Origin of the sequence: Streptomyces sp. AgN23, from assembly GCF_001598115.1 — a bacterium.
In the GTDB taxonomy this organism is placed as follows: domain Bacteria; phylum Actinomycetota; class Actinomycetes; order Streptomycetales; family Streptomycetaceae; genus Streptomyces; species Streptomyces antimycoticus.
In genome coordinates, this window is the sequence record NZ_CP007153.1 from 775,674 (window position 1) to 792,306 (window position 16,633).

Genomic DNA, 16,633 nt, shown 5'->3' on the forward strand with positions numbered 1-16,633 from the left:
CCCCATGGTCATCTCGGCATAAGTGACGACAAGTGGTTGTCAATGGGCATCCGGTGCATCACACTTGGTGCCAGCGGCGGAGCTGTGCCCCTGGAGGGCCACGGCCCCGCCGCTTTTCGCTGTGCGCAGCCCTGACCACAGCAAGGAGTGCGCGCATGACCGAGCCCTTGGTGATCTTTTCTGACGTCGAACGCCTCGTCGTCGAGCATCTGAAGAACCGCCCCGAACTGGCCGGGGTACTCGTGGACAACCGGACCCCGCCGGATTTCGACGGAACCCAGAAGGCCGTGCTGATCTCGCGGGCCGGTGGCGTCTGGGTCGAGGACATCCATCTGGACCAGCCGCTGGTCGACCTCGAGGTGTACGGCCCGGACAAGCCCACCGCCCACACCGTCGCCACGGCCGCCCGTACGGCGCTGTTCACCGTGCGTGGCACCACGTTCGGCACCGCCTGTGTCACCGATGTCTCCGAGGTGGACGGCCCCCGGTGGCTGCCCGACTACCTGCACGCCGCAGCCAGCCGCTATGTGTCCACGGCCCGGCTCTCCATCCGCCCGGCGTAGGCCACGTCACCGCCGACCGTTCGCCCTCATCATCACGCCACAAGGAGCAATCGCATGCCCGGAATGAACCCCAATGAGATCCGCGTCGCGGGCACCGGCCGCATCCTCACCGCCCCGCTCGGCACCACCGTCCCGGCCGATGTCTCCACGGCGTGGGCGGCGGGCTGGAAGGACCTCGGCTACACCACCACCGACGGCATCAAGTTCAACAAGAAGGACAAGATCGACCCGGTGGACACCTGGCAGTCGGTCAGCCCGGCCCGCTTCGTCTACTCCGACCGCGACCTGACCGTGAAGTTCCAGCTGCTCCAGCTCAACGAGGACACCTTGCCGTTCTTCTTCGGCGGCGCCGTGGTGACGGAGACGGAGGCCGAGTCCAAGGTGTACCGCTACGAACTCGCCGCCGAGCCGAAGAAGGACGAGCGGATGCTGGGCGTGGAGTTCGCCGACGGCGATGTCATCACGTACCGGTTCGTCCTCCGCCGCGGCCAGGTCACCGAGACCGAGGAGCTCCAGCTCACCCGCACCGCCGCGGTCCGGCTCGGGGTCACCTTCACGGCACTGGCCGTGGACAACGACACCCCGCTGGCCACCTGGCTGATGAACGACCCGGCGTTCGCCGGATCCTGACCCCCACCCCGCCACGTCGATCGCGAAGGAGCCGCCGCCATGGCTGCGTTCAACGTCAACGCCGCCCGCGCCCAGCGACTGGAAGCGCTGGGCCTGACCTGGGACTTCGAGGTGGACGGGGAGACGTTCTCCTTGCCCACCGAGATCCCCCGCCGCTCGGCGCACACGCTGGCCGAACTCAAGGACAACGACCTGGACGGGCTGCTCGCCCTCCTCATGGGCGAGGAGGGCTACCAGCGGCTGTGCCAACACGAGGTGAGCGTGCAGGACATCGCCGCGATCCTCGAGGCGTACGGGCAGGACACCGGGCTCGGCGTGGGGGAAGGCTGAGCCTCGGCGCGCTCGTGGAGGAGCACGCCGAGGCGCTGGAGGCCGATCTGCTGCGGTACTACGGCGTCGACCTGCTCGACTGGCACCGCGAGGCGCTGTCCTCGCGACGCCTCGCGGTCCTGGTGCGCCACCTTCCGCCGGACTCGGCATTCGTACGGACGCGGGAGGGCGAGGCCGCGGAATGGGGACTGACGGACCATCTGCTGGCCGCGGTCGTGGACCACTTGGCAATCGCCAACTGGATGTTCGCGTCGGCCAACCGCGACGAGTACGCGGACCCGCCGGAGGCGCCGGTACCGGTCCCGAGGCCGGGGGCCGAGACCGCCGATACGTCCGACGGCCCGGGCGACGGCCACGCGCCGACGGGGGCGGAGTTGGCGCGGTTCTTCGGGTGAAACGGTCCGTTCGAGCCCCTGGGAGGGTGCGTGGGAATCAGTGACGAGGCGACGAAGGTCGCCGAGGCGGTCGTGGCGAGTTGGCTCAACCGCTACTGGACGGGGTTCCAGAAGCAGTTGCACCAGGAGGCGATGACGCTCATCAACTCCGAGGCCAACGCGCTCAAACTCGAGGCCACGGCGTTCAAGGGCGAAGCCAACCTCGCCACCTACTCCTTCAAGCTGGCGGGGACGGATTTCAACCTGCAGGAATTCCTCAAGGACAGACGCGCCGAGCGGGAGGCACGGCAGACCATCGACGGCATCAAGTCGTCCGTCACCGCCGTGAAGCAGCGGGTGGCGGCGACGCGGACCTCACTGGCCCGGACGATCCTCCGCGTCCGCACGGAGATCACCTCCGTCCGCACGATCGCCGAGAAGGCCGAGCGGGACAGCCAGCAAGCCCTGCGAAGGGGCAAGGACGCGCTGCAGAAGGCGGAGGCCGCCCTCCGGCGGCAGCGCACGGCCGCGAGCAACGCCCGCGGCCCCACACCGGCCGGGCGGGTGTCGAACGTGCGGGACATCAATGAGGCGAGCCGGGCCATCAACGAGCTGGAGCGACGCCTGAACGGTCTCGTCAGGGCTCTCGGCTGAGGAGGAGGCCGCCCATGTCACTGGCACAAGCGCTCAACCGGTCCGTCTCCGGCTTCCGCGGTCTGCGGAGCACCGTGGGCCAGACCGATACCAGTGTCTCCCGATTCGCCCGTACCGCGACGCAGGCGGGCTCCGCCGTCGGCCGGATCAAGGGCGATTTCGACAAGTCGGCCAACTCGATGCGCACGCTGCAGCGAGAGGCCAACGCCGCCGAGCGCAGCGTCGCCAAGAGCGGCCGCTCCATGACCGCCGCCGGCCGCGGCGCGGCCACCGGGGGTGGGCTGATGGGGCGGATGAAGACGGGGCTCCAGGGGGTGACAACGGCCCAGAAGGGCCTCAACACCGCCATGAAGTCGAACGTGTTCGGGGCCATCATGGCGCTGCTGATGCCACTGATCATGAAGCTCGTCGACATGGCGATGCAGTCCAAGACGGTCCAGCGCATCGTCCAGGCGGCCTTCAGGATCATCGGCCAGGTCATCGGCTCCACCATGCGCGCGGCGAAACAAGTGGTCCAGACGACCTGGAACGGCATCAAGGCGGCGTTCACGGTCGTGCTGAAGGTCATCTGGACCGTCGTGAAGACGTACTTCACCATCTACAAGACCATCATCACCACGGTCATCCACGCCATCATGGCCGTGGTCCGGCCCCTGCTGTCCTTCTTCTCGGAGCGGATCCCGGGCGCCTTCCGCTCCGCCCGTAACGGTATCCAGCGCGCCTTCAGCGGGCTGGCGGGCATCGTCCGTGGTGCGTTCAGCGCTGTGCTCGGGGCCGTGCGCGGGCCGCTCAACGGGGTGATCGGGCTGGTCAACCGGGCGATCGGCGCGCTGAACCAGGTCAAGGTCTCGGTGCCCTCATGGGTGCCGGGGATCGGCGGCCGGTCGTTCGGGGTGAACATCCCCACCATCCCCACGCTCGCCCAGGGCGGCATCGTGCTGCCGCGCCCGGGTGGCACGCTCGCGCTGCTCGCCGAGGGCGGGCAGGCCGAGGCCGTACTGCCGCTGAACCGGCTGAGCACCCTGCTCACCCGCACCGGGCCCGCGCCCGCCCTGGCGGGATCCGGCGGGCCGGGCGGCGGATTCGTCATCGAGCACTACCACGAAGCCCCGGGCGGCAGCGCCCGGCAGACCGCCGAGGATCTGATGTTCCTGATGAAGGCGAGGGGGTGACATGGCGGACGAGACCAGCGCCACCGAACCAGGGCCGCTCATCACCACCGACGGGCAGGTGCAGTGGGCCGGGCTTCTCATGGGCCCCGGCACCGACTACTGGATAGCCGCCGAAGGACTCACCGGCTGGGAGGAGTTGCCCGCGCTGGACACCTCCGACGCGGACCGCCCGGTGGGTCACGGCGGCTGGCCCGGCTCACAGTGGGCGCAGGCCCGTACCGTCACCGCGCAGGTGTGGTTCGCACCCGATCCGGCCGCCGGGCCGGAGGCCGTGCGGGACGCGCTGCGCACCCTGCGCGCCGCCACCGCCGTACGCGACGAGGAGGAGTGGCTGGCCGTACGCCTGCACGGCGAGACGCTGGCCGTACGGGCCCGGGTCACCCAGCGCGTGGTCCCCACCGACCGGCAGTTCGCCGCGAGCCGGCTCGCCAAGATGACACTCCAGTGGAAGGCGTCCGACCCTCGCCGTTACGAGGCGGTGGGGCGGCGGGACACCGCCGGACTCCCCCAGCCCGAGGCGGGGCTGACCTGGCCGCTCAGCTGGCCGCTGGCCTGGGGCGCCCCCAGCTCCACCGGCGATCTCGCGGTGCGGAACGACGGCAGCGCACCCGCCCATCCGGTGATCGCCTTCACCGGGCCGTGCACCCGGCCACGGCTGGCCAACCGGACCAGCGGCGACTGGCTGGAGTACGCGATCACCCTCGCCCCGGACGACGAACTCGTCGTCGACACCGCCGAGGGGACCGTGATGTTCAACGTCACCGCGTCGCGCCGCCACACCGCCACGCCCGGCAGCGCCCCGGAGGAGTCGTTCACCTTGCCGTCAGGGACCTCTCAGCTGTCCTTCCGCGCGGCGTCGGGAGGGGAGGGCGCCACCGCCACGATCACCTGGCGCCGCGCCGAGTGGTGAGGCGCCGCGCCGCCCCATCGTCCGCTCCGATCCTTGAACCGCGTACGACCACAAGGAGTTCTCCGATGACCGTGGGAGCCGTCTTATGACCGTCCGTTCCGCCTGGCATCTGCCCACCGGCCAGACCCGCGAGGACACCCGGCTGGCTGTCAGCCTCGGCATGGCGTCCGCCGGACCGCTGCTGACCCGAGCGGGATGCGTATTCGGCGGGCTGCAGCTCACCGGCACCGCCGCCACCGGTATGCAGGCCAAGCTCTCCCCGGGCCAGGTGTGGATCCCGGGAACCTCCACCGGATCACAGGGCGGCTATCCGGTCACCGTCGACTCCGACACCCTGCTGACCGTCGCCGATGGGCACTCCAGCCTGGCCCGTGTGGACGCGCTCGTGGTACGGGTCTACGACACCGACTACGACGGCTCCGGCACGTACGAGGCCGCCCTGGAACTCCTTCAGGGCACCCCGGCCGGCTCCCCCACCGCACCCGCCGTGCCCAAGAACGCGGAGCTTCTCTACGAGATCGCCGTCCCCGCCGGGGCGTCCGCGGCCAAGGGCATCACCTGGGCCTCCGCCATCACGGACCGCCGCCGCTACACCGCGGCGCTCGGCGGCATCGTCCCCGCGGCGGGCGGCGCGCCGCACAACGGCGCGTACATCGGCCAGTACCGCGACGCGGGCGGGCGGCTGGAGCGCTGGGACGGCACCCAGTGGGCGAAGTACATTCCGGACAGCGTGCTCCGGCACACGGCGGACTGGGGAGCCACCACCTCCGCCACCTATCAGGAGATGCTCACCGACACCGTCGCCACGCTCACCGCCACCTTCACCGCCCCGGCGTCCCGGTGGGTGTCCCTCACCCTCGGCGCCTTCACGGCTGCCGACGGGGACGCCACCGCGTACATCTCGTTCCGGCTCAGGACGCAGGGCGGCACCGAGGTGCTCGCCCCGTCCGACGACCGGGCGGCGGCCCTCTTCGGTGCCGGGCGGGCCTCGATCTCCACCTGTTTCCCGGTGGGGAACCTCACCCCGGGCGCCGTCTACACCGCGACCGCCGCCTACCGCTCCTCCATCACGGGGACACGGGTGCACTTCGACGATCGCTTCATCCGCGTCGATCCGGTGGCGTGAGGCGCCGTGGACGCCCGCTATCGCGCCGTCTTCACCGATCTGCGCACCGACCAGGCCATCGATGTACTGCCCCTGCGAGAGGTGGAGTACGACGACTACCTCGGCAAGCCGGGCTCCCTGACCGCGACCATTCCGGTGCCCGACACCCGGATGGCCCGGCGGGTCCGGGAGCTGGTGGAGGGGCGTACCGCCGTCTATCTGGAGCGGGGTGACGAGGTCTGCTGGGGTGGCATCGTCTGGACGCTGACCCCGGCCACGGACGACCGGGGCCTCACCACCGTCGGGCTTCAGGCGGCCACCTTCGACTCCTACGCGGGCCGTCGCTACATCCGCGCGAATCTGAGCTTCACCGCGCTCGACCATCTGGAGATCGTCCGCCGGCTGTGGGACTACATGCAGGGGTCCGAGGGCGGCCACATCGGCGTGGAATACGAGCCGACCGCCCCCACAGCGGCCCGTACGGTGGCCTACAGCGACGGTGACGAGACCCTGGTGGAGGAGGCGATCGGGCAACTCGCGGCGATGGAACCGGGTTTCGAGCACCGGATCACGGTGTACCGGGATCCCGTGACCGGGCGGCGGGTGAGACTGCTCCAGCTGGGCTCTCCGACGATCCGGGTGGGCAGCCAGCCGGTGATGCTGGATCTGCCGGGCGATGTGCTGTCGTACTCCTTCCCCCGCGATGCCACGCGCGGCGGGACGACCGCGCGGGCCAGGGGTGGTACCCCGGACGGCGGGGCGGGCGGCCCGGTGATGTCCGGGGAACAGGTGGCCGAGGATCTCCTCGCCGCCGGGTTCCCCCGCCTGGACACCTCGTCCGACCACAGCAATGTCACCGACAAGGCGACGCTCGACGCGTTCGCCCGGTCCGAACTCGCCGCCCTGCGCGGCACGGTGGTCATCCCCTCGGTGCGGATCCGCCTCGGCTCGGGCACCACCCCCGCGCTGCTCGGCACCACCGTGCGGCTGCGCATCAAGGACGTGTGGTTCTCGGAGGGGCTGGACGCCCGCTACCGCGTCGTCGGCATCAAGGTCACCGCCCCGGAGCGGGGACGTCCGGAGACCGCCGATCTGTATCTGGAGGAGGCAGACTGATGGCGAACCTGCCCGAGGACATCGTGGACCGGATCAGGGCCCTGGAACGTCAGGTGCACCGGCTCACCACCTACGTCAACAGCAAACCCGGCGGGACGCCGACGGCCCTGGCCGCCACCGAGCCGTCGTCACCGCCGCAGGCCCAGGATGCCTCCGGGGAGGAGCCGCCCGCGCCCGACGGCACGGCTACGGGCCCCTGACGTCCGACCCCGACGGGGTGGCTCAACCACCGCCCGGGCCGGTCACCATGTCGTGATAGGGGTCCTCGGGCGCGGGGACACGCCGTGCCCCGTCCGCGTGGCCGTGGCCGTCACCATTGCTCTGGTCGAAGTCGTGGCTCTGGTCGCCGCCGTGGCTCTGGTCGCCATCCGTACGGGGGCGGTTGAACGCACGATCGGGTTGATGGCCGGGGCCGACAGCAGGACGGCCGGCGCCGCCGCCGGGGTCACCCCGCGCCGCGGTTGCGCAGAAGCACCCGGGTGACGACCCACGCTGTTACGAACGCGCTGATGGTGGCCGGTATCACCGTGCCCCAGCAGCAGAAACGGCACGCGCTGGATGACAGCCGCGCGCAGCCTCTGGCCCCCTCGGCCTCCTGTCCTGTCGCAGCGCATCTGGCAGATAGCAGCTCGCTGACCTGCGGAGGCGGCAGGTGGTTTGAGAACGTCGACGGTTGGCGTTCTCAAACCACCTGGCTTTCACAGAAATCACGTTCGTGGCCGAAGGAGGGGGCGATCAATGGTGATTCCATACGAGCGTGTAGCGCCAGAACAGCCGACGGCGTAGTCGTGCGCCGGGCAGGATCGAGCGGGCCTCGCGGACGATGTCGGGGAAGCTCATATCCGCTGGCCGGGTCGAGGCTGTCATTGAGACGGGACGAGGTGCCGCGCGGCCTCGGTTCTTGAGCCATCCTGTGGCGGCGTTGAGGGGGCTGGCTGCGGTGCCGAGCAGGTAGTCGCCTGGGGTCGTCGGACGCGACAGCCCCAGAATCACGAGGGTTCCTCCGGGCGCCAGGTGTCGGCGGAAGACGGTGAGAGCATCGCTGAACGGCAGATGGTGGATCGCGGCGACGCACGTGATGACGTCGTAGGAGTCTGCCGGGATCCCGGTTAGCGCGTCTGCGGTCGTGAAGGTGACAGGAGATGTCGGTGGGGTCAGCGCGCGTGCCTGGGCGGTGATCCTCGGGTCGGAGTCGATGCCGTGCACCGTGCTTGCGCGCTTGGCCAAGAGCCTGGCCAGGTCGCCGCTGCCGGAGCCGACGTCCAGGGCGCTGTCGAAGCGTCGGGGGAGGTGCCGCAGAATCCAGGGGTGGTAGTGGGCGTTGTGGTCCCAGGGGTGGGCGGCATTGAACTGTTCAAGAGCCCCGAGGACGCGGTGCGGCAGTGTCGTCATACCGTCACCCCACCAAGATCTTGGTGCCCCCGTCATCTCAATGACCGAACGACAGGGTTCACCGAGTGGATGTCCTGTCGCGGTAGAGACGGAATCGCCGGTAGAGGGGGTCATGGGTTCCGAGGGAGGTGTGGATCCGCGCAAATCGTCGGGCCCGCTACGCGGCGGTCGTGTACGCGGATGTCTGACGGGCAGGTGGAGTCCCCGCGGTGTGCGGCCCGGCGTCGGCTCCCCGGTCAGCCGGCTGCTGTCAATGCCGCACGTGCAGCGGTGAGGATTTCCTCCGAGAGCGGGGAGCCCTTGGTGGCCCGGGCCAGGACCAGTGCGCCCAGCATGGTGCACAGCCGGGTGATGCCGTCCTGGTCCTCGGTGGCGAGCCAGTCGGCGAAGTCGCCCACTCCCTGGGTGTAGGTGCGGCGTGCCTCGTGATCCGCGGACTCGCGCGCCATGTCGGTGGCGAGTGCGGCGACGGGGCACCCGTCCGCCGGGCTGTCGCGGTGTTCGACGGAGAGATAGGTGCCGATCAGCGCCTGCTGGGCGGCGTCGTGCTGTCCGGCGTGCTGGTCCAGTCCGGCGGTGTACAGCCGGGCCAGTTCGCCGAACGCGTGGGCGGTGGCCTCGTCGATGAGTGCTTCCTTCGAGGCGAACTGCTTGTAGAAGCCGCCGTGGGTAAGCCCGGCGGCCTTCATGAGGTCGGCGACGCTGACGTGGGTGCCCTGCTCCCGGAACAGCCGGGACGCGGTCTGAACGACCCGCCGCCGGTTCTCCTCCGCCTGTGCCTGTGATACGCGGCCCATCGCCACCTCCCGATTGGATGCTGACCGACATCTATCCTATACTCGAATTTAGATTTCACCCACAATCTATTTTCGCGGGCTGAGCCCCCTGATATCAGGAGCGCAGATGGAACTGAAGAACGCGGTCGCCGTGGTCACCGGCGCCAACCGGGGGCTCGGGCGGCATCTGGCCGCACAGCTCGTGGAGCGCGGAGCGAAGGTGTACGCGGCAGTCCGCCGCCCCGAGACGGTGGACCTGCCGGGTGTCGTCCCACTGCGACTGGACGTGACCGACGAGGAATCGGTCCGCGCCGCCGCCGGTGTGGCGTCCGACGCGACGCTGCTGGTGAACAACGCGGGTATCTCCACCGCCACCCCGCTCATCGCGGGCTCTTCGGGCGCCGTGCGCCTGGAGATGGAGACGAACTTCTTCGGGCCGCTCGCCGTCACCCGGGCCTTCGCGCCGGTCATCGAGGGCAATGGCGGTGGCGCCGTACTCAATGTCCTGTCCGTGCTGTCCTGGCTGCACCCGGCCGGCATGGGGGCCTACGCGGCGGCGAAGGCTGCGGCATGGGCGCTGACGGACGCGGTCCGGGAGGAACTGGCGCCGCGCGGAATCGCCGTCTCGGCGCTGCACGTCGGCTACATGGACACCGACATGGCCACCGGAGTCCCCGCCGACCAGAAGGTCCACCCCGCCGATGTCGCCGCCCAGGCGCTGCACGGCATCGAGGCGGCCCTGCCCGAGATCCTTGCCGACGAGACCACCCGCTACGTCAAGCAGCTCCTGTCCACGCCGCCGAACGCGGCGTGAGGCACGCCCTGCCGTACCACCTGCCCCATCCCTTCCTTCTTCCTACAGATTTCTGAGTTGAGGACACCTGATGCGTTACACGACCTTTGGACACCGGACGGGACTGCGCGTGTCCGAGTACGCGCTCGGCACGGCGAACTTCGGTACCGGCTGGGGAGCCGGCGCCGAGCCGGACGAGGCGCGCCGGATCTTCGACCGGTTCGCCGAAGCGGGCGGGACCTTCCTGGACACCGCGGACGCCTACCAGTTCGGCCAGTCGGAGGAGCTGACAGGGCAGTTCGTCGCCGCCGACCGGGACCACTTCGTCCTGGCCACCAAGGTCACCCTTGGCGCGTCGCCGCAGCCGGACATCTCCCGGACCGGCAACAGCCGCAAGAACATGGTCGCGTCGGTGGAGGCCAGCCTGAAGCGCCTGGGTACCGACTACATCGACCTGCTCTGGGTGCACTTCCCCGACGAGCTGACCCCGATGGAGGAGATCCTGCGCGGGCTCGACGACCTGGTGAGCGCCGGCAAGATCCATCACGCCGCCCTGTCCAACTTCCCCGCCTGGCGTGTCTCTCGCGCCGTGACACTCGCGGACCTGAGGAACTGGGCGCCCATCGTGGGTGTTCAGTACGAGTACAGCCTCGTCGAGCGGAGCGCCGACCGCGAGCTTCTGCCGATGGCCGAGAGCCTCGGACTCGGCGGCGCCCTGTGGTCACCGCTGGGAGGCGGGCTCCTCACCGGCAAGTACCGCCGCAGTACCGAGGGGCGCCTGAGCGACCTTGGGGCGGTCATCCACACGGAGAGCACCGACCAGAAGACCACCGTCGTCGACGCCGTCCTGGCCGTCGCCGAGGAAACCGGCGTGACGCCGGCCCAGGTGTCGGTGGCCTGGGTACGGGAGCGTGCCGCCCGATCCGTGACCTCGCTCGTCCCGATCATCGGGCCGCGTAACCTCGCCCAGCTCGACAGTTACCTCGACGCTCTCGACGTCCAGCTGGCTCCTGAGCACTTCGACCGCCTGTCGAAGGTCAGCGCGGTGCCTCTCGGCGTTCCTCATGAGGCGATCGCCGGCTCCCTGGGCGGCATCCAGGGAGGCGACTCCAGCCGCGTCCTCGCCCCGGCCGCGCCGGTGGCCTGACCCCTTTCACCGGTGCGGCTGCATTCCGGCAGCGGCGCTCTCCCAGGCCGCGATGCAGCCGCACCGGTGATGACCGCCTGCCACATCGGCCAGGCACCCCGAGGTGCCCGGGCAAACCGAACAACTGTCTCGTACTGGGAGGAGCCCAGGGCGAGCAGAGACCCCGTCCCTGACGGGGAGGGGTAACGGAGACGACGATGAAGACCTTCATGATCGAGCGTTACGGCGACAAGGCCGGCGTGCACGCCGCGGAGATGCCTGACCCGCAGGTGGGCGCCGACGACGTGCTGGTCCAGATCCACGCGGCGGGAATCAACCCGCTGGACCTCAAGATCCGCGACGGGGAGTTCAAGACGTTCCTCCCGTACCGGCTCCCGCTCGTCCTGGGCAACGACTTCGCCGGGGTCGTCGTCCGGGTGGGATCGGCCGTCACCCGGTTCGCGGTGGGCGACGAGGTCTACGCGCGGCCCGGCAAGGACCGCATCGGCACGTTCGCCGAGCTCATCGCCGTCCACCAGGACGACGTGGCGGTCAAACCGGCCAACCTCACCATGGCCGAGGCCGCCTCCCTTCCTCTGGTCGCCCTCACCGCCTGGCAGGCACTGGTCGAGCGGGCACACGTGCAACCAGGCCAGAAGGTCCTGATCCACGCCGGCTCCGGCGGCCTGGGCACCATCGCCATCCAGCTGGCCAAACAGCTCGGCGCGCACGTGGCCACCACCGCGAGCACAGCCAAGACCGACCTGGTGAAGGAACTCGGCGCGGACGTCGTGGTCGACTACAGGAAGCAGGCTTTCGAATCGCTCCTGCGCGACTACGACGTCGTCCTGGACAGCCTCGGCGGCGAGACGCTCGAGAAGTCTTTGCAGGTGCTCAAGCCCGGGGGGATGGCCATCGGCGTCGCAGGCCCCCCCGACCCGGCATTCGCCCGCGACCTGGGAGCGAACGCGATCCTGCGGCTGGTGATGAGCGCGCTGAGCTTCACAACCCGGCGCCTCGCCAAGCGCCGCGGCGTAACGTACTCGTTCCTGTTCATGAAAGCCAGCGGCGACCAACTGCGCCACCTCACACCGCTGATCGAGGCCGGGAAGATCCGTCCCGTCGTCGACCGCGTCTTCCCATTCGATCAGACCCGCCACGCCCTGGAGTACCTCGAGCAGGGCCGCGCGAAGGCCGGCAAGGTCGTCGTCGCCATGACGTGAGCGGCAGACCCCCGATACCTCCTGCGACAACGAGAAGACCTCGCACCATCCCTGACTAGGACACGGCCATCAGTGCGCAGCGGAGCCCCTCCACCCCCACACCGTCGTCATACAAGAACACGCCGACCCGATCGGTGTCCGTGCGCGGCGTCGACTTCGCCCACCGGCAGCTCGGCCCGGAAGGAGACGGCGTACCGCTGATCCTGCTCCACCACCTGACCGCGGTCCTGGACAACTGGGACCCCCGCGTCATCGACGGACTCGCCCCCGGCGCCGGGTGATCGCCTTCGACAACCGCGGAGTCGGCGCGTCCGGCGGATACACCCCCGACACCATCGAGGCGATGGCCCGCGACGCGGTGCTGTTCATCCGCGCCCTGGGCTTCGAACAGGTCGACCTGCCCGGCCTGTCGATGGGCGGCTTCATCGCCCAGGTCATCGCGGCCGAGGAACCGCAGCTGGTGCGCAGAGTCGTCCTCGCGGGCACCGGCCCCGCCGGAAGGCCCCGGCATCGACAAGGTCACCGCACCCACCCTCCAGGACATCGTGAAGGGCCTCCTGCCCCGCAAGGACCCCAAGCGGTTCCTCTTCTTCACCGATACCGAGCACGGCCGACGCGAAGCACCCGCCTTCCTGGAACGGCTGAAGGAGCGCACCGAGCGAGAACACCCTCGACCTCGCCGCACGGCTGCCCCGGGCCGAACTCTTCCCCCTCTACCCGGACGCCGGACACGGAGGCATCTTCCAGTACCACGACGAATTCGTGGCAAAAGCACTCGACTTCCTCGAATCTTGGTCATACCGGAGCTGGACACCGATCCGCACGGCCCCGTGGCGCTCCCCGACGCACGGAAGGCATTGGCGGAGGATCCGAGAACGCAACTCCTCGCATCCCGCCACATCTCGACTTCTCGCGAACGGTCCTTTGCGCGAGCAAGATCAATCACGAGCCGCCTGCCCCCGCCGAGCCCGGATTCGTTCTCAGAACCCGTTCATCGGGAGAACAGGGCCACTTCGCCGTGTATCACCCCTCCCCCGGGCCCCGAGTCGGGTGGACCCGGGGTGCACGTCAGCGGGGGCGCCTCAGCGGGGGCCGGGACGGGCCGGGGCATCGCACCGGGCCACCACCCGATAGGCGTTGGATATTTTCCCCCGGCCCGCCAGCGGCTTGAGCAGCAGCCGGTCCAAGGTGGTCGCGAGGATCAGCACGGGGACGGCCGCGAGCAGCAGCGCACAGCGCAGCAGCCAGCGCGCCCGGCCGGGCGGTCGCGGCAGCGAAGGGGCGTCATCGGGCGGAATGACCGCGTTCACGGACAGCCATACGGCGCCCAGCAGATCGACCGTGTCGGACGGTTCGCGGTGCTCCTCGGCGATGACGGTGAAGCCGAGCGCGTCCAGTTCCTTCCGGAGGTTCGCCACCGGCAGGAAGTGCAGATGCTGGGGCTGGAGCCAGGGCAGCCAGAAGCGGCCGAGGAGCCGGGCGAACCAGCACTCCGGATCGGGTACCTCGATCAGCAGATGGCCACCGGGGCGCAGCGCCCGCCGGGCCGCGCGGAGTTCGTCGCGGGGATCGGTGCTGTGCTCCAGATAGTGGAACATGCTCACCACGTCGTAGCCCCCGGCCAGGCGCTCTTCCGCCAGCTCGGGGAAGCTGCCACGGATGCCCCGGTCTATGCGCCCCGTCCGCTCGGCCAGGTCGACGCCGTCGGTGAAGTCGAGTCCGTCGAAGCGGGTGCCGGGGAAGACGGTACGGGCCACCGCGGGGAAGTGGCCGTGTCCGGTGCCGACATCGAGCCAGGTCTTCGGGGGCTCGGCGGAGGGGTCCTGGAACATCGCGCGCCGCCGGTAGACCTTGTCCCGCCCGGCGAAGAGGTTGCCGAGTTCGATCTCCCCCATCCCGTCGTAGAAGTCGCGGTAGTAGAACTCCAGGCCGTCGCCGTTCAGCCTGGGATTCTGGAACACGTGGCGGCAGTCGGCACACGCGTCGAGCGCGAAGCGGCCCGGCTTGCTCTGGTAGCGGTCCCTGGTGCGCAGCCGCCGCTTCAGCCGCGTCGAACCGCACCACGGACAGTCGGTACGGCGCGGCTCGAAGAACCGCCCGGTGCCCCGCGCCAGATCGGCCTGGTAGCGGGGGCGCAGCGCGGCGACGGTCTCGGCGCGCGACGGCTTCGCGGGCGTACGTGGTGCGTCGGACGTGCGGCTCATCAGTCCCCCTCGGGAGTCGGCGTGGCATGACCACCGGGCTTCGCGGCCAGTGCTTCCAGGTGTCCGGCTGCCGCCACGGCGCCGCCCGCCGCGCGGAAGGAGGCCCGGACGCGCTCGGCGGCGATGCGATACCCCGGCTCGTACAGGACGGTGTCCAGCGCCTCGCCGAGCCCGGCCGCCCTCGCCCGGCCGAATCTGACGCGGACGCCCGCGCCCGCGTCGACCACCTGCGCGGCCACCACCGGCTGGTCGTCCCGGATGGGGGCCACGACGAGCGGAACACCGTGCCACAGGGTTTCGCAGACCGTGTTGTGGCCCGCGTGGCACACCACCGCGCTCACCCGTTCCAGAAGGGGGAGTTGAGGGACGTAGCGGCACACCAGGACGTCCTTGTCGTTTGGGGTGGTGGAGGTCTCCCGGATGCCCTGAGTGTTCGAGGAGTCCGGGGTGTCCGGGGTTTCCGAGAAGTCCGGGGTGAGGACGCCCTCCGGGTCGACGATGACCGTCTGTAAACGACCGGCCCGGGCCCGTACGGCCTCCCGGCACTCGGTGAGGAAGCGCGCCCCGGCATCGGTGTTCGCGGTGCCGAGCGTGACCAGGACGGCGGGGCGCGCGGGGTCCAGCCACTCCCAGGGGAAGTCCGTCGTGGCCGGCCGCCCGGCGATGGACGGGCCCACGTAACGGATGCGATCGCCCGCCCGGGCCGGCCGTCCGGCCAGCTCCTCGGTGGTGAAGGCCAGGACCAGATCAGGTGAGAACCGGGGATCGGCCGCGCTCTCCGGATCGCCGATCCGGCCCCGCACCTCGTTCATCTGCCCGTCCAGCCAGGCATCGATCTTGGGCAGACCGTCCAGCGCGCCCGTGAACTCCGCCGAGGTGGTCGCGGATGTGGCCCAGCACACCCCCAGCCGTTCGGCCACCAGTCCGCCCGCCACGGTCTGCTGGTCGGCGATCACCACATCGGGGCGGAACTCCTCGATGGCCTTGGCGACGCCTGGGGCCATGGCCTCGGCGAGCGGCACCAGGAATCGCTCCCACAGGAACCTCAGCGCGGCCGGGCCGCGTACGTCCGGTGGCCGGCCCGCCCCGCCCTCGCCCAGCACCGGCCCGGCGCAGCGGTAGACCGTCGCCCCCTGCCCGGTCAGCCGCCCGACGACCTCGGGCATCCCGGCCCAGGCCACCTGGTGTCCCCGGGCGGTGAGTTCGGCCGCGACGCCGAGGGTGGGGTTGACGTGGCCGACCAGCGGCGGCACGACGAAGAGAAAGCGGCGGGGTCTGTGAGGTGGGGCTGCCTGCGATCTGCTGGGTTCGCTCATGAGGCATCGGCCTCCCGGGCATCCAGGGCCGCATCCGCCGCCGTGGCGCCGGTGCCCGGTTCGCACCCGTGGATCCAGGACAGCAGCAGTTCGCGGATGCGCGTGGGCGCCTCGGCGAGGACCGAATGCCCCTGTCCCGGCAGGACGACGGTCCGGGTGCCGGGCAGTACCGACTCCAACCACCGGTCCTGGCCGGCGAGTTCGGAATCCGCGCCGTAGACGGCCAGCACCGGGCAGCGCACCGCGCCGACCTGCTCCTCGCTCACCACTCGGCTCTCCGGCACGTCCTCGGCGATGGTGGTCGTACGGACCAGGCGGGCGGCCGACTTGGCCAGCCGTGCGGTGTGGGCGCCCCGGTGGGCGCTGACCCAGGCCAGCGACTCGGCCTCGTGGATGACCAGTTCGGCGACGACGCGCCGGAGGATCCCGCTGATCTCGGTCAGCCAGCTCTCGGTGGCCGGCTTCGCCTCGATCACCGCGATCCCCGCCACCCGCTCCGGATGGCGCATGGCGTAGGCGAACGCCACCGTTCCGCCGAAGCAGTTGCCCACCAGATGGACCGGCCCGGTGATGTCCAGCCGGTCGAGCAGCCGCTCCAGATCGGTGACGAACGTGTCCAGCCGGTAGCCGGAGCCGGGACGCTCGCTGCGGCCGTGTCCCCGCTGGTCGTACATCACCACCTCCAGCCCGGCGGCGGCGAGGTCCGGGGCCACCGTGAAGTACCAGCTGGCGAGGGAGTCGGTGAGCAGACCGTGGATGAGCACGGCGGTGGCGGTGGGCGGACGGCCATCGGGCGGGGACAGCCGCTGGACATGCAGTCGGACGCCGTCCGGCCCGGTATCCGGACCGTCGTGGTCCGTAACGGGGTCCGCGTCGTCGCACGTACCGCTGCCGGTGCCGCCGCCCGCGCCGTCGCAGGTGTCGCGGCTGGTGTCGATCATCGCCATGG

Annotated in this window: 20 protein-coding genes; 15 read left to right on the plus strand and 5 right to left on the minus strand. The window is 70.4% G+C overall.

Annotated features, from left to right (window positions below; genetic code table 11):
* Positions 1-155 precede the first annotated feature (155 nt).
* The 10 genes from AS97_RS03515 to AS97_RS03560 all read left to right on the plus strand — a co-directional run bounded on the left by AS97_RS03515 (position 156) and on the right by AS97_RS03560 (position 7,054).
* Positions 156-563 (plus strand): hypothetical protein, encoded by a 408-nt coding sequence (locus tag AS97_RS03515; RefSeq protein WP_059148382.1) that lies wholly within the window; start codon positions 156-158, stop codon positions 561-563.
* 54 nt (positions 564-617) lie between these two features.
* A complete protein-coding gene (locus tag AS97_RS03520) occupies positions 618-1,193 on the plus strand; it encodes a hypothetical protein (protein ID WP_059148383.1) in 576 nt (191 codons plus the stop codon).
* A gap of 39 nt (positions 1,194-1,232) precedes the next feature.
* Positions 1,233-1,523: a hypothetical protein gene (locus AS97_RS03525; protein WP_059148384.1), complete on the plus strand. Its 291-nt coding sequence runs from the start codon at positions 1,233-1,235 to the stop codon at positions 1,521-1,523.
* A 14-nt stretch (positions 1,524-1,537) separates the two neighbouring features.
* Positions 1,538-1,918 (plus strand): hypothetical protein, encoded by a 381-nt coding sequence (locus AS97_RS03530; protein ID WP_059148385.1) that lies wholly within the window; start codon positions 1,538-1,540, stop codon positions 1,916-1,918.
* 30 nt (positions 1,919-1,948) lie between these two features.
* Positions 1,949-2,551 (plus strand): hypothetical protein, encoded by a 603-nt coding sequence (locus AS97_RS03535; protein WP_059148386.1) that lies wholly within the window; start codon positions 1,949-1,951, stop codon positions 2,549-2,551.
* A 14-nt stretch (positions 2,552-2,565) separates the two neighbouring features.
* A complete protein-coding gene (locus tag AS97_RS03540; RefSeq protein WP_210564321.1) occupies positions 2,566-3,723 on the plus strand; it encodes a hypothetical protein in 1,158 nt (385 codons plus the stop codon).
* Between the two features lies 1 nt (position 3,724).
* The gene (locus AS97_RS03545; protein WP_059148388.1) at positions 3,725-4,633 is read left to right on the plus strand and encodes a phage tail domain-containing protein; all 909 of its coding nucleotides are present in this window, start codon (positions 3,725-3,727) and stop codon (positions 4,631-4,633) included.
* Between the two features lie 85 nt (positions 4,634-4,718).
* Positions 4,719-5,759, plus strand: a complete 1,041-nt coding sequence (locus AS97_RS03550) for a hypothetical protein (protein WP_210564322.1) — start codon at positions 4,719-4,721, stop codon at positions 5,757-5,759.
* A gap of 6 nt (positions 5,760-5,765) precedes the next feature.
* Positions 5,766-6,854 carry a hypothetical protein gene (locus AS97_RS03555; protein ID WP_059148390.1) on the plus strand — a complete coding sequence of 363 codons (1,089 nt, stop codon included), beginning with the start codon at positions 5,766-5,768 and terminating at the stop codon, positions 6,852-6,854.
* Positions 6,854-7,054 (plus strand): hypothetical protein, encoded by a 201-nt coding sequence (locus AS97_RS03560; protein WP_210564323.1) that lies wholly within the window; start codon positions 6,854-6,856, stop codon positions 7,052-7,054. Before AS97_RS03555 ends, AS97_RS03560 begins: the two co-directional genes overlap by 1 nt.
* A 535-nt stretch (positions 7,055-7,589) precedes the next feature.
* Here AS97_RS03560 and AS97_RS03565 read toward each other — a convergent pair.
* Together AS97_RS03565 and AS97_RS03570 are read right to left on the minus strand one after the other, a co-directional pair.
* The gene (locus tag AS97_RS03565; protein ID WP_059148393.1) at positions 7,590-8,246 is read right to left on the minus strand and encodes a class I SAM-dependent methyltransferase; all 657 of its coding nucleotides are present in this window, start codon (positions 8,244-8,246) and stop codon (positions 7,590-7,592) included.
* 236 nt (positions 8,247-8,482) lie between these two features.
* Positions 8,483-9,043, minus strand: coding sequence for a TetR/AcrR family transcriptional regulator (locus AS97_RS03570; protein ID WP_059148394.1), 561 nt, complete (start codon positions 9,041-9,043; stop codon positions 8,483-8,485).
* Between the two features lie 106 nt (positions 9,044-9,149).
* On the opposite strand from AS97_RS03570, the gene AS97_RS03575 reads away from it, so the two are divergent.
* The 5 genes from AS97_RS03575 (at position 9,150) to AS97_RS03590 (ending at position 13,335) form a co-directional block, all read left to right on the plus strand.
* Complete coding sequence (locus AS97_RS03575) at positions 9,150-9,836, plus strand: SDR family oxidoreductase (RefSeq protein ID WP_086710479.1); 687 nt, start codon at positions 9,150-9,152, stop codon at positions 9,834-9,836.
* A gap of 70 nt (positions 9,837-9,906) precedes the next feature.
* Positions 9,907-10,962 (plus strand): aldo/keto reductase, encoded by a 1,056-nt coding sequence (locus AS97_RS03580; RefSeq protein WP_125757910.1) that lies wholly within the window; start codon positions 9,907-9,909, stop codon positions 10,960-10,962.
* A gap of 197 nt (positions 10,963-11,159) precedes the next feature.
* The gene (locus AS97_RS03585; protein ID WP_210564324.1) at positions 11,160-12,164 is read left to right on the plus strand and encodes an NADP-dependent oxidoreductase; all 1,005 of its coding nucleotides are present in this window, start codon (positions 11,160-11,162) and stop codon (positions 12,162-12,164) included.
* 140 nt (positions 12,165-12,304) lie between these two features.
* On the plus strand, positions 12,305-12,445 hold the full coding sequence (locus tag AS97_RS46830; RefSeq protein WP_247204216.1) for a hypothetical protein: 141 nt from the start codon (positions 12,305-12,307) through the stop codon (positions 12,443-12,445).
* Positions 12,442-13,335 (plus strand): alpha/beta hydrolase, encoded by an 894-nt coding sequence (locus AS97_RS03590; protein WP_247204217.1) that lies wholly within the window; start codon positions 12,442-12,444, stop codon positions 13,333-13,335. The genes AS97_RS46830 and AS97_RS03590 overlap by 4 nt, the downstream gene beginning before the upstream one ends.
* Here the strand turns inward: AS97_RS03590 and AS97_RS03595 are convergent.
* From AS97_RS03595 to AS97_RS03605, 3 genes are read right to left on the minus strand one after another with little or no spacing between them, the layout of a single operon-like run.
* Positions 13,247-14,368, minus strand: coding sequence for a class I SAM-dependent methyltransferase (locus tag AS97_RS03595; protein WP_125757912.1), 1,122 nt, complete (start codon positions 14,366-14,368; stop codon positions 13,247-13,249). The genes AS97_RS03590 and AS97_RS03595 overlap by 89 nt on opposite strands.
* Positions 14,368-15,684, minus strand: coding sequence for a glycosyltransferase (locus tag AS97_RS03600; RefSeq protein ID WP_125757914.1), 1,317 nt, complete (start codon positions 15,682-15,684; stop codon positions 14,368-14,370). The genes AS97_RS03595 and AS97_RS03600 overlap by 1 nt, the downstream gene beginning before the upstream one ends.
* On the minus strand, positions 15,681-16,631 hold the full coding sequence (locus AS97_RS03605; RefSeq protein WP_086710482.1) for an alpha/beta hydrolase: 951 nt from the start codon (positions 16,629-16,631) through the stop codon (positions 15,681-15,683). Before AS97_RS03605 ends, AS97_RS03600 begins: the two co-directional genes overlap by 4 nt.
* Between the last annotated feature and the right edge of the window lie 2 nt (positions 16,632-16,633).

Bases quoted from the DNA above. Each gene is read 5' to 3' on its own strand.
- AS97_RS03570 (WP_059148394.1), bottom strand. From the start codon at position 9,043: ATGGGCCGCGTATCACAGGCACAGGCGGAGGAGAACCGGCGGCGGGTC.
- AS97_RS03565 (WP_059148393.1), bottom strand. From the start codon at position 8,246: ATGACGACACTGCCGCACCGCGTCCTCGGGGCTCTTGAACAGTTCAAT.
- AS97_RS03595 (WP_125757912.1), bottom strand. From the start codon at position 14,368: ATGAGCCGCACGTCCGACGCACCACGTACGCCCGCGAAGCCGTCGCGC.
- AS97_RS03580 (WP_125757910.1), top strand. From the start codon at position 9,907: ATGCGTTACACGACCTTTGGACACCGGACGGGACTGCGCGTGTCCGAG.
- AS97_RS03585 (WP_210564324.1), top strand. From the start codon at position 11,160: ATGAAGACCTTCATGATCGAGCGTTACGGCGACAAGGCCGGCGTGCAC.
- AS97_RS03575 (WP_086710479.1), top strand. From the start codon at position 9,150: ATGGAACTGAAGAACGCGGTCGCCGTGGTCACCGGCGCCAACCGGGGG.
- AS97_RS03545 (WP_059148388.1), top strand. From the start codon at position 3,725: ATGGCGGACGAGACCAGCGCCACCGAACCAGGGCCGCTCATCACCACC.
- AS97_RS03550 (WP_210564322.1), top strand. From the start codon at position 4,719: ATGACCGTCCGTTCCGCCTGGCATCTGCCCACCGGCCAGACCCGCGAG.
- AS97_RS03540 (WP_210564321.1), top strand. From the start codon at position 2,566: ATGTCACTGGCACAAGCGCTCAACCGGTCCGTCTCCGGCTTCCGCGGT.
- AS97_RS03605 (WP_086710482.1), bottom strand. From the start codon at position 16,631: ATGGCGATGATCGACACCAGCCGCGACACCTGCGACGGCGCGGGCGGC.
- AS97_RS03525 (WP_059148384.1), top strand. From the start codon at position 1,233: ATGGCTGCGTTCAACGTCAACGCCGCCCGCGCCCAGCGACTGGAAGCG.
- AS97_RS03515 (WP_059148382.1), top strand. From the start codon at position 156: ATGACCGAGCCCTTGGTGATCTTTTCTGACGTCGAACGCCTCGTCGTC.
- AS97_RS03520 (WP_059148383.1), top strand. From the start codon at position 618: ATGCCCGGAATGAACCCCAATGAGATCCGCGTCGCGGGCACCGGCCGC.
- AS97_RS03560 (WP_210564323.1), top strand. From the start codon at position 6,854: ATGGCGAACCTGCCCGAGGACATCGTGGACCGGATCAGGGCCCTGGAA.
- AS97_RS03600 (WP_125757914.1), bottom strand. From the start codon at position 15,684: ATGAGCGAACCCAGCAGATCGCAGGCAGCCCCACCTCACAGACCCCGC.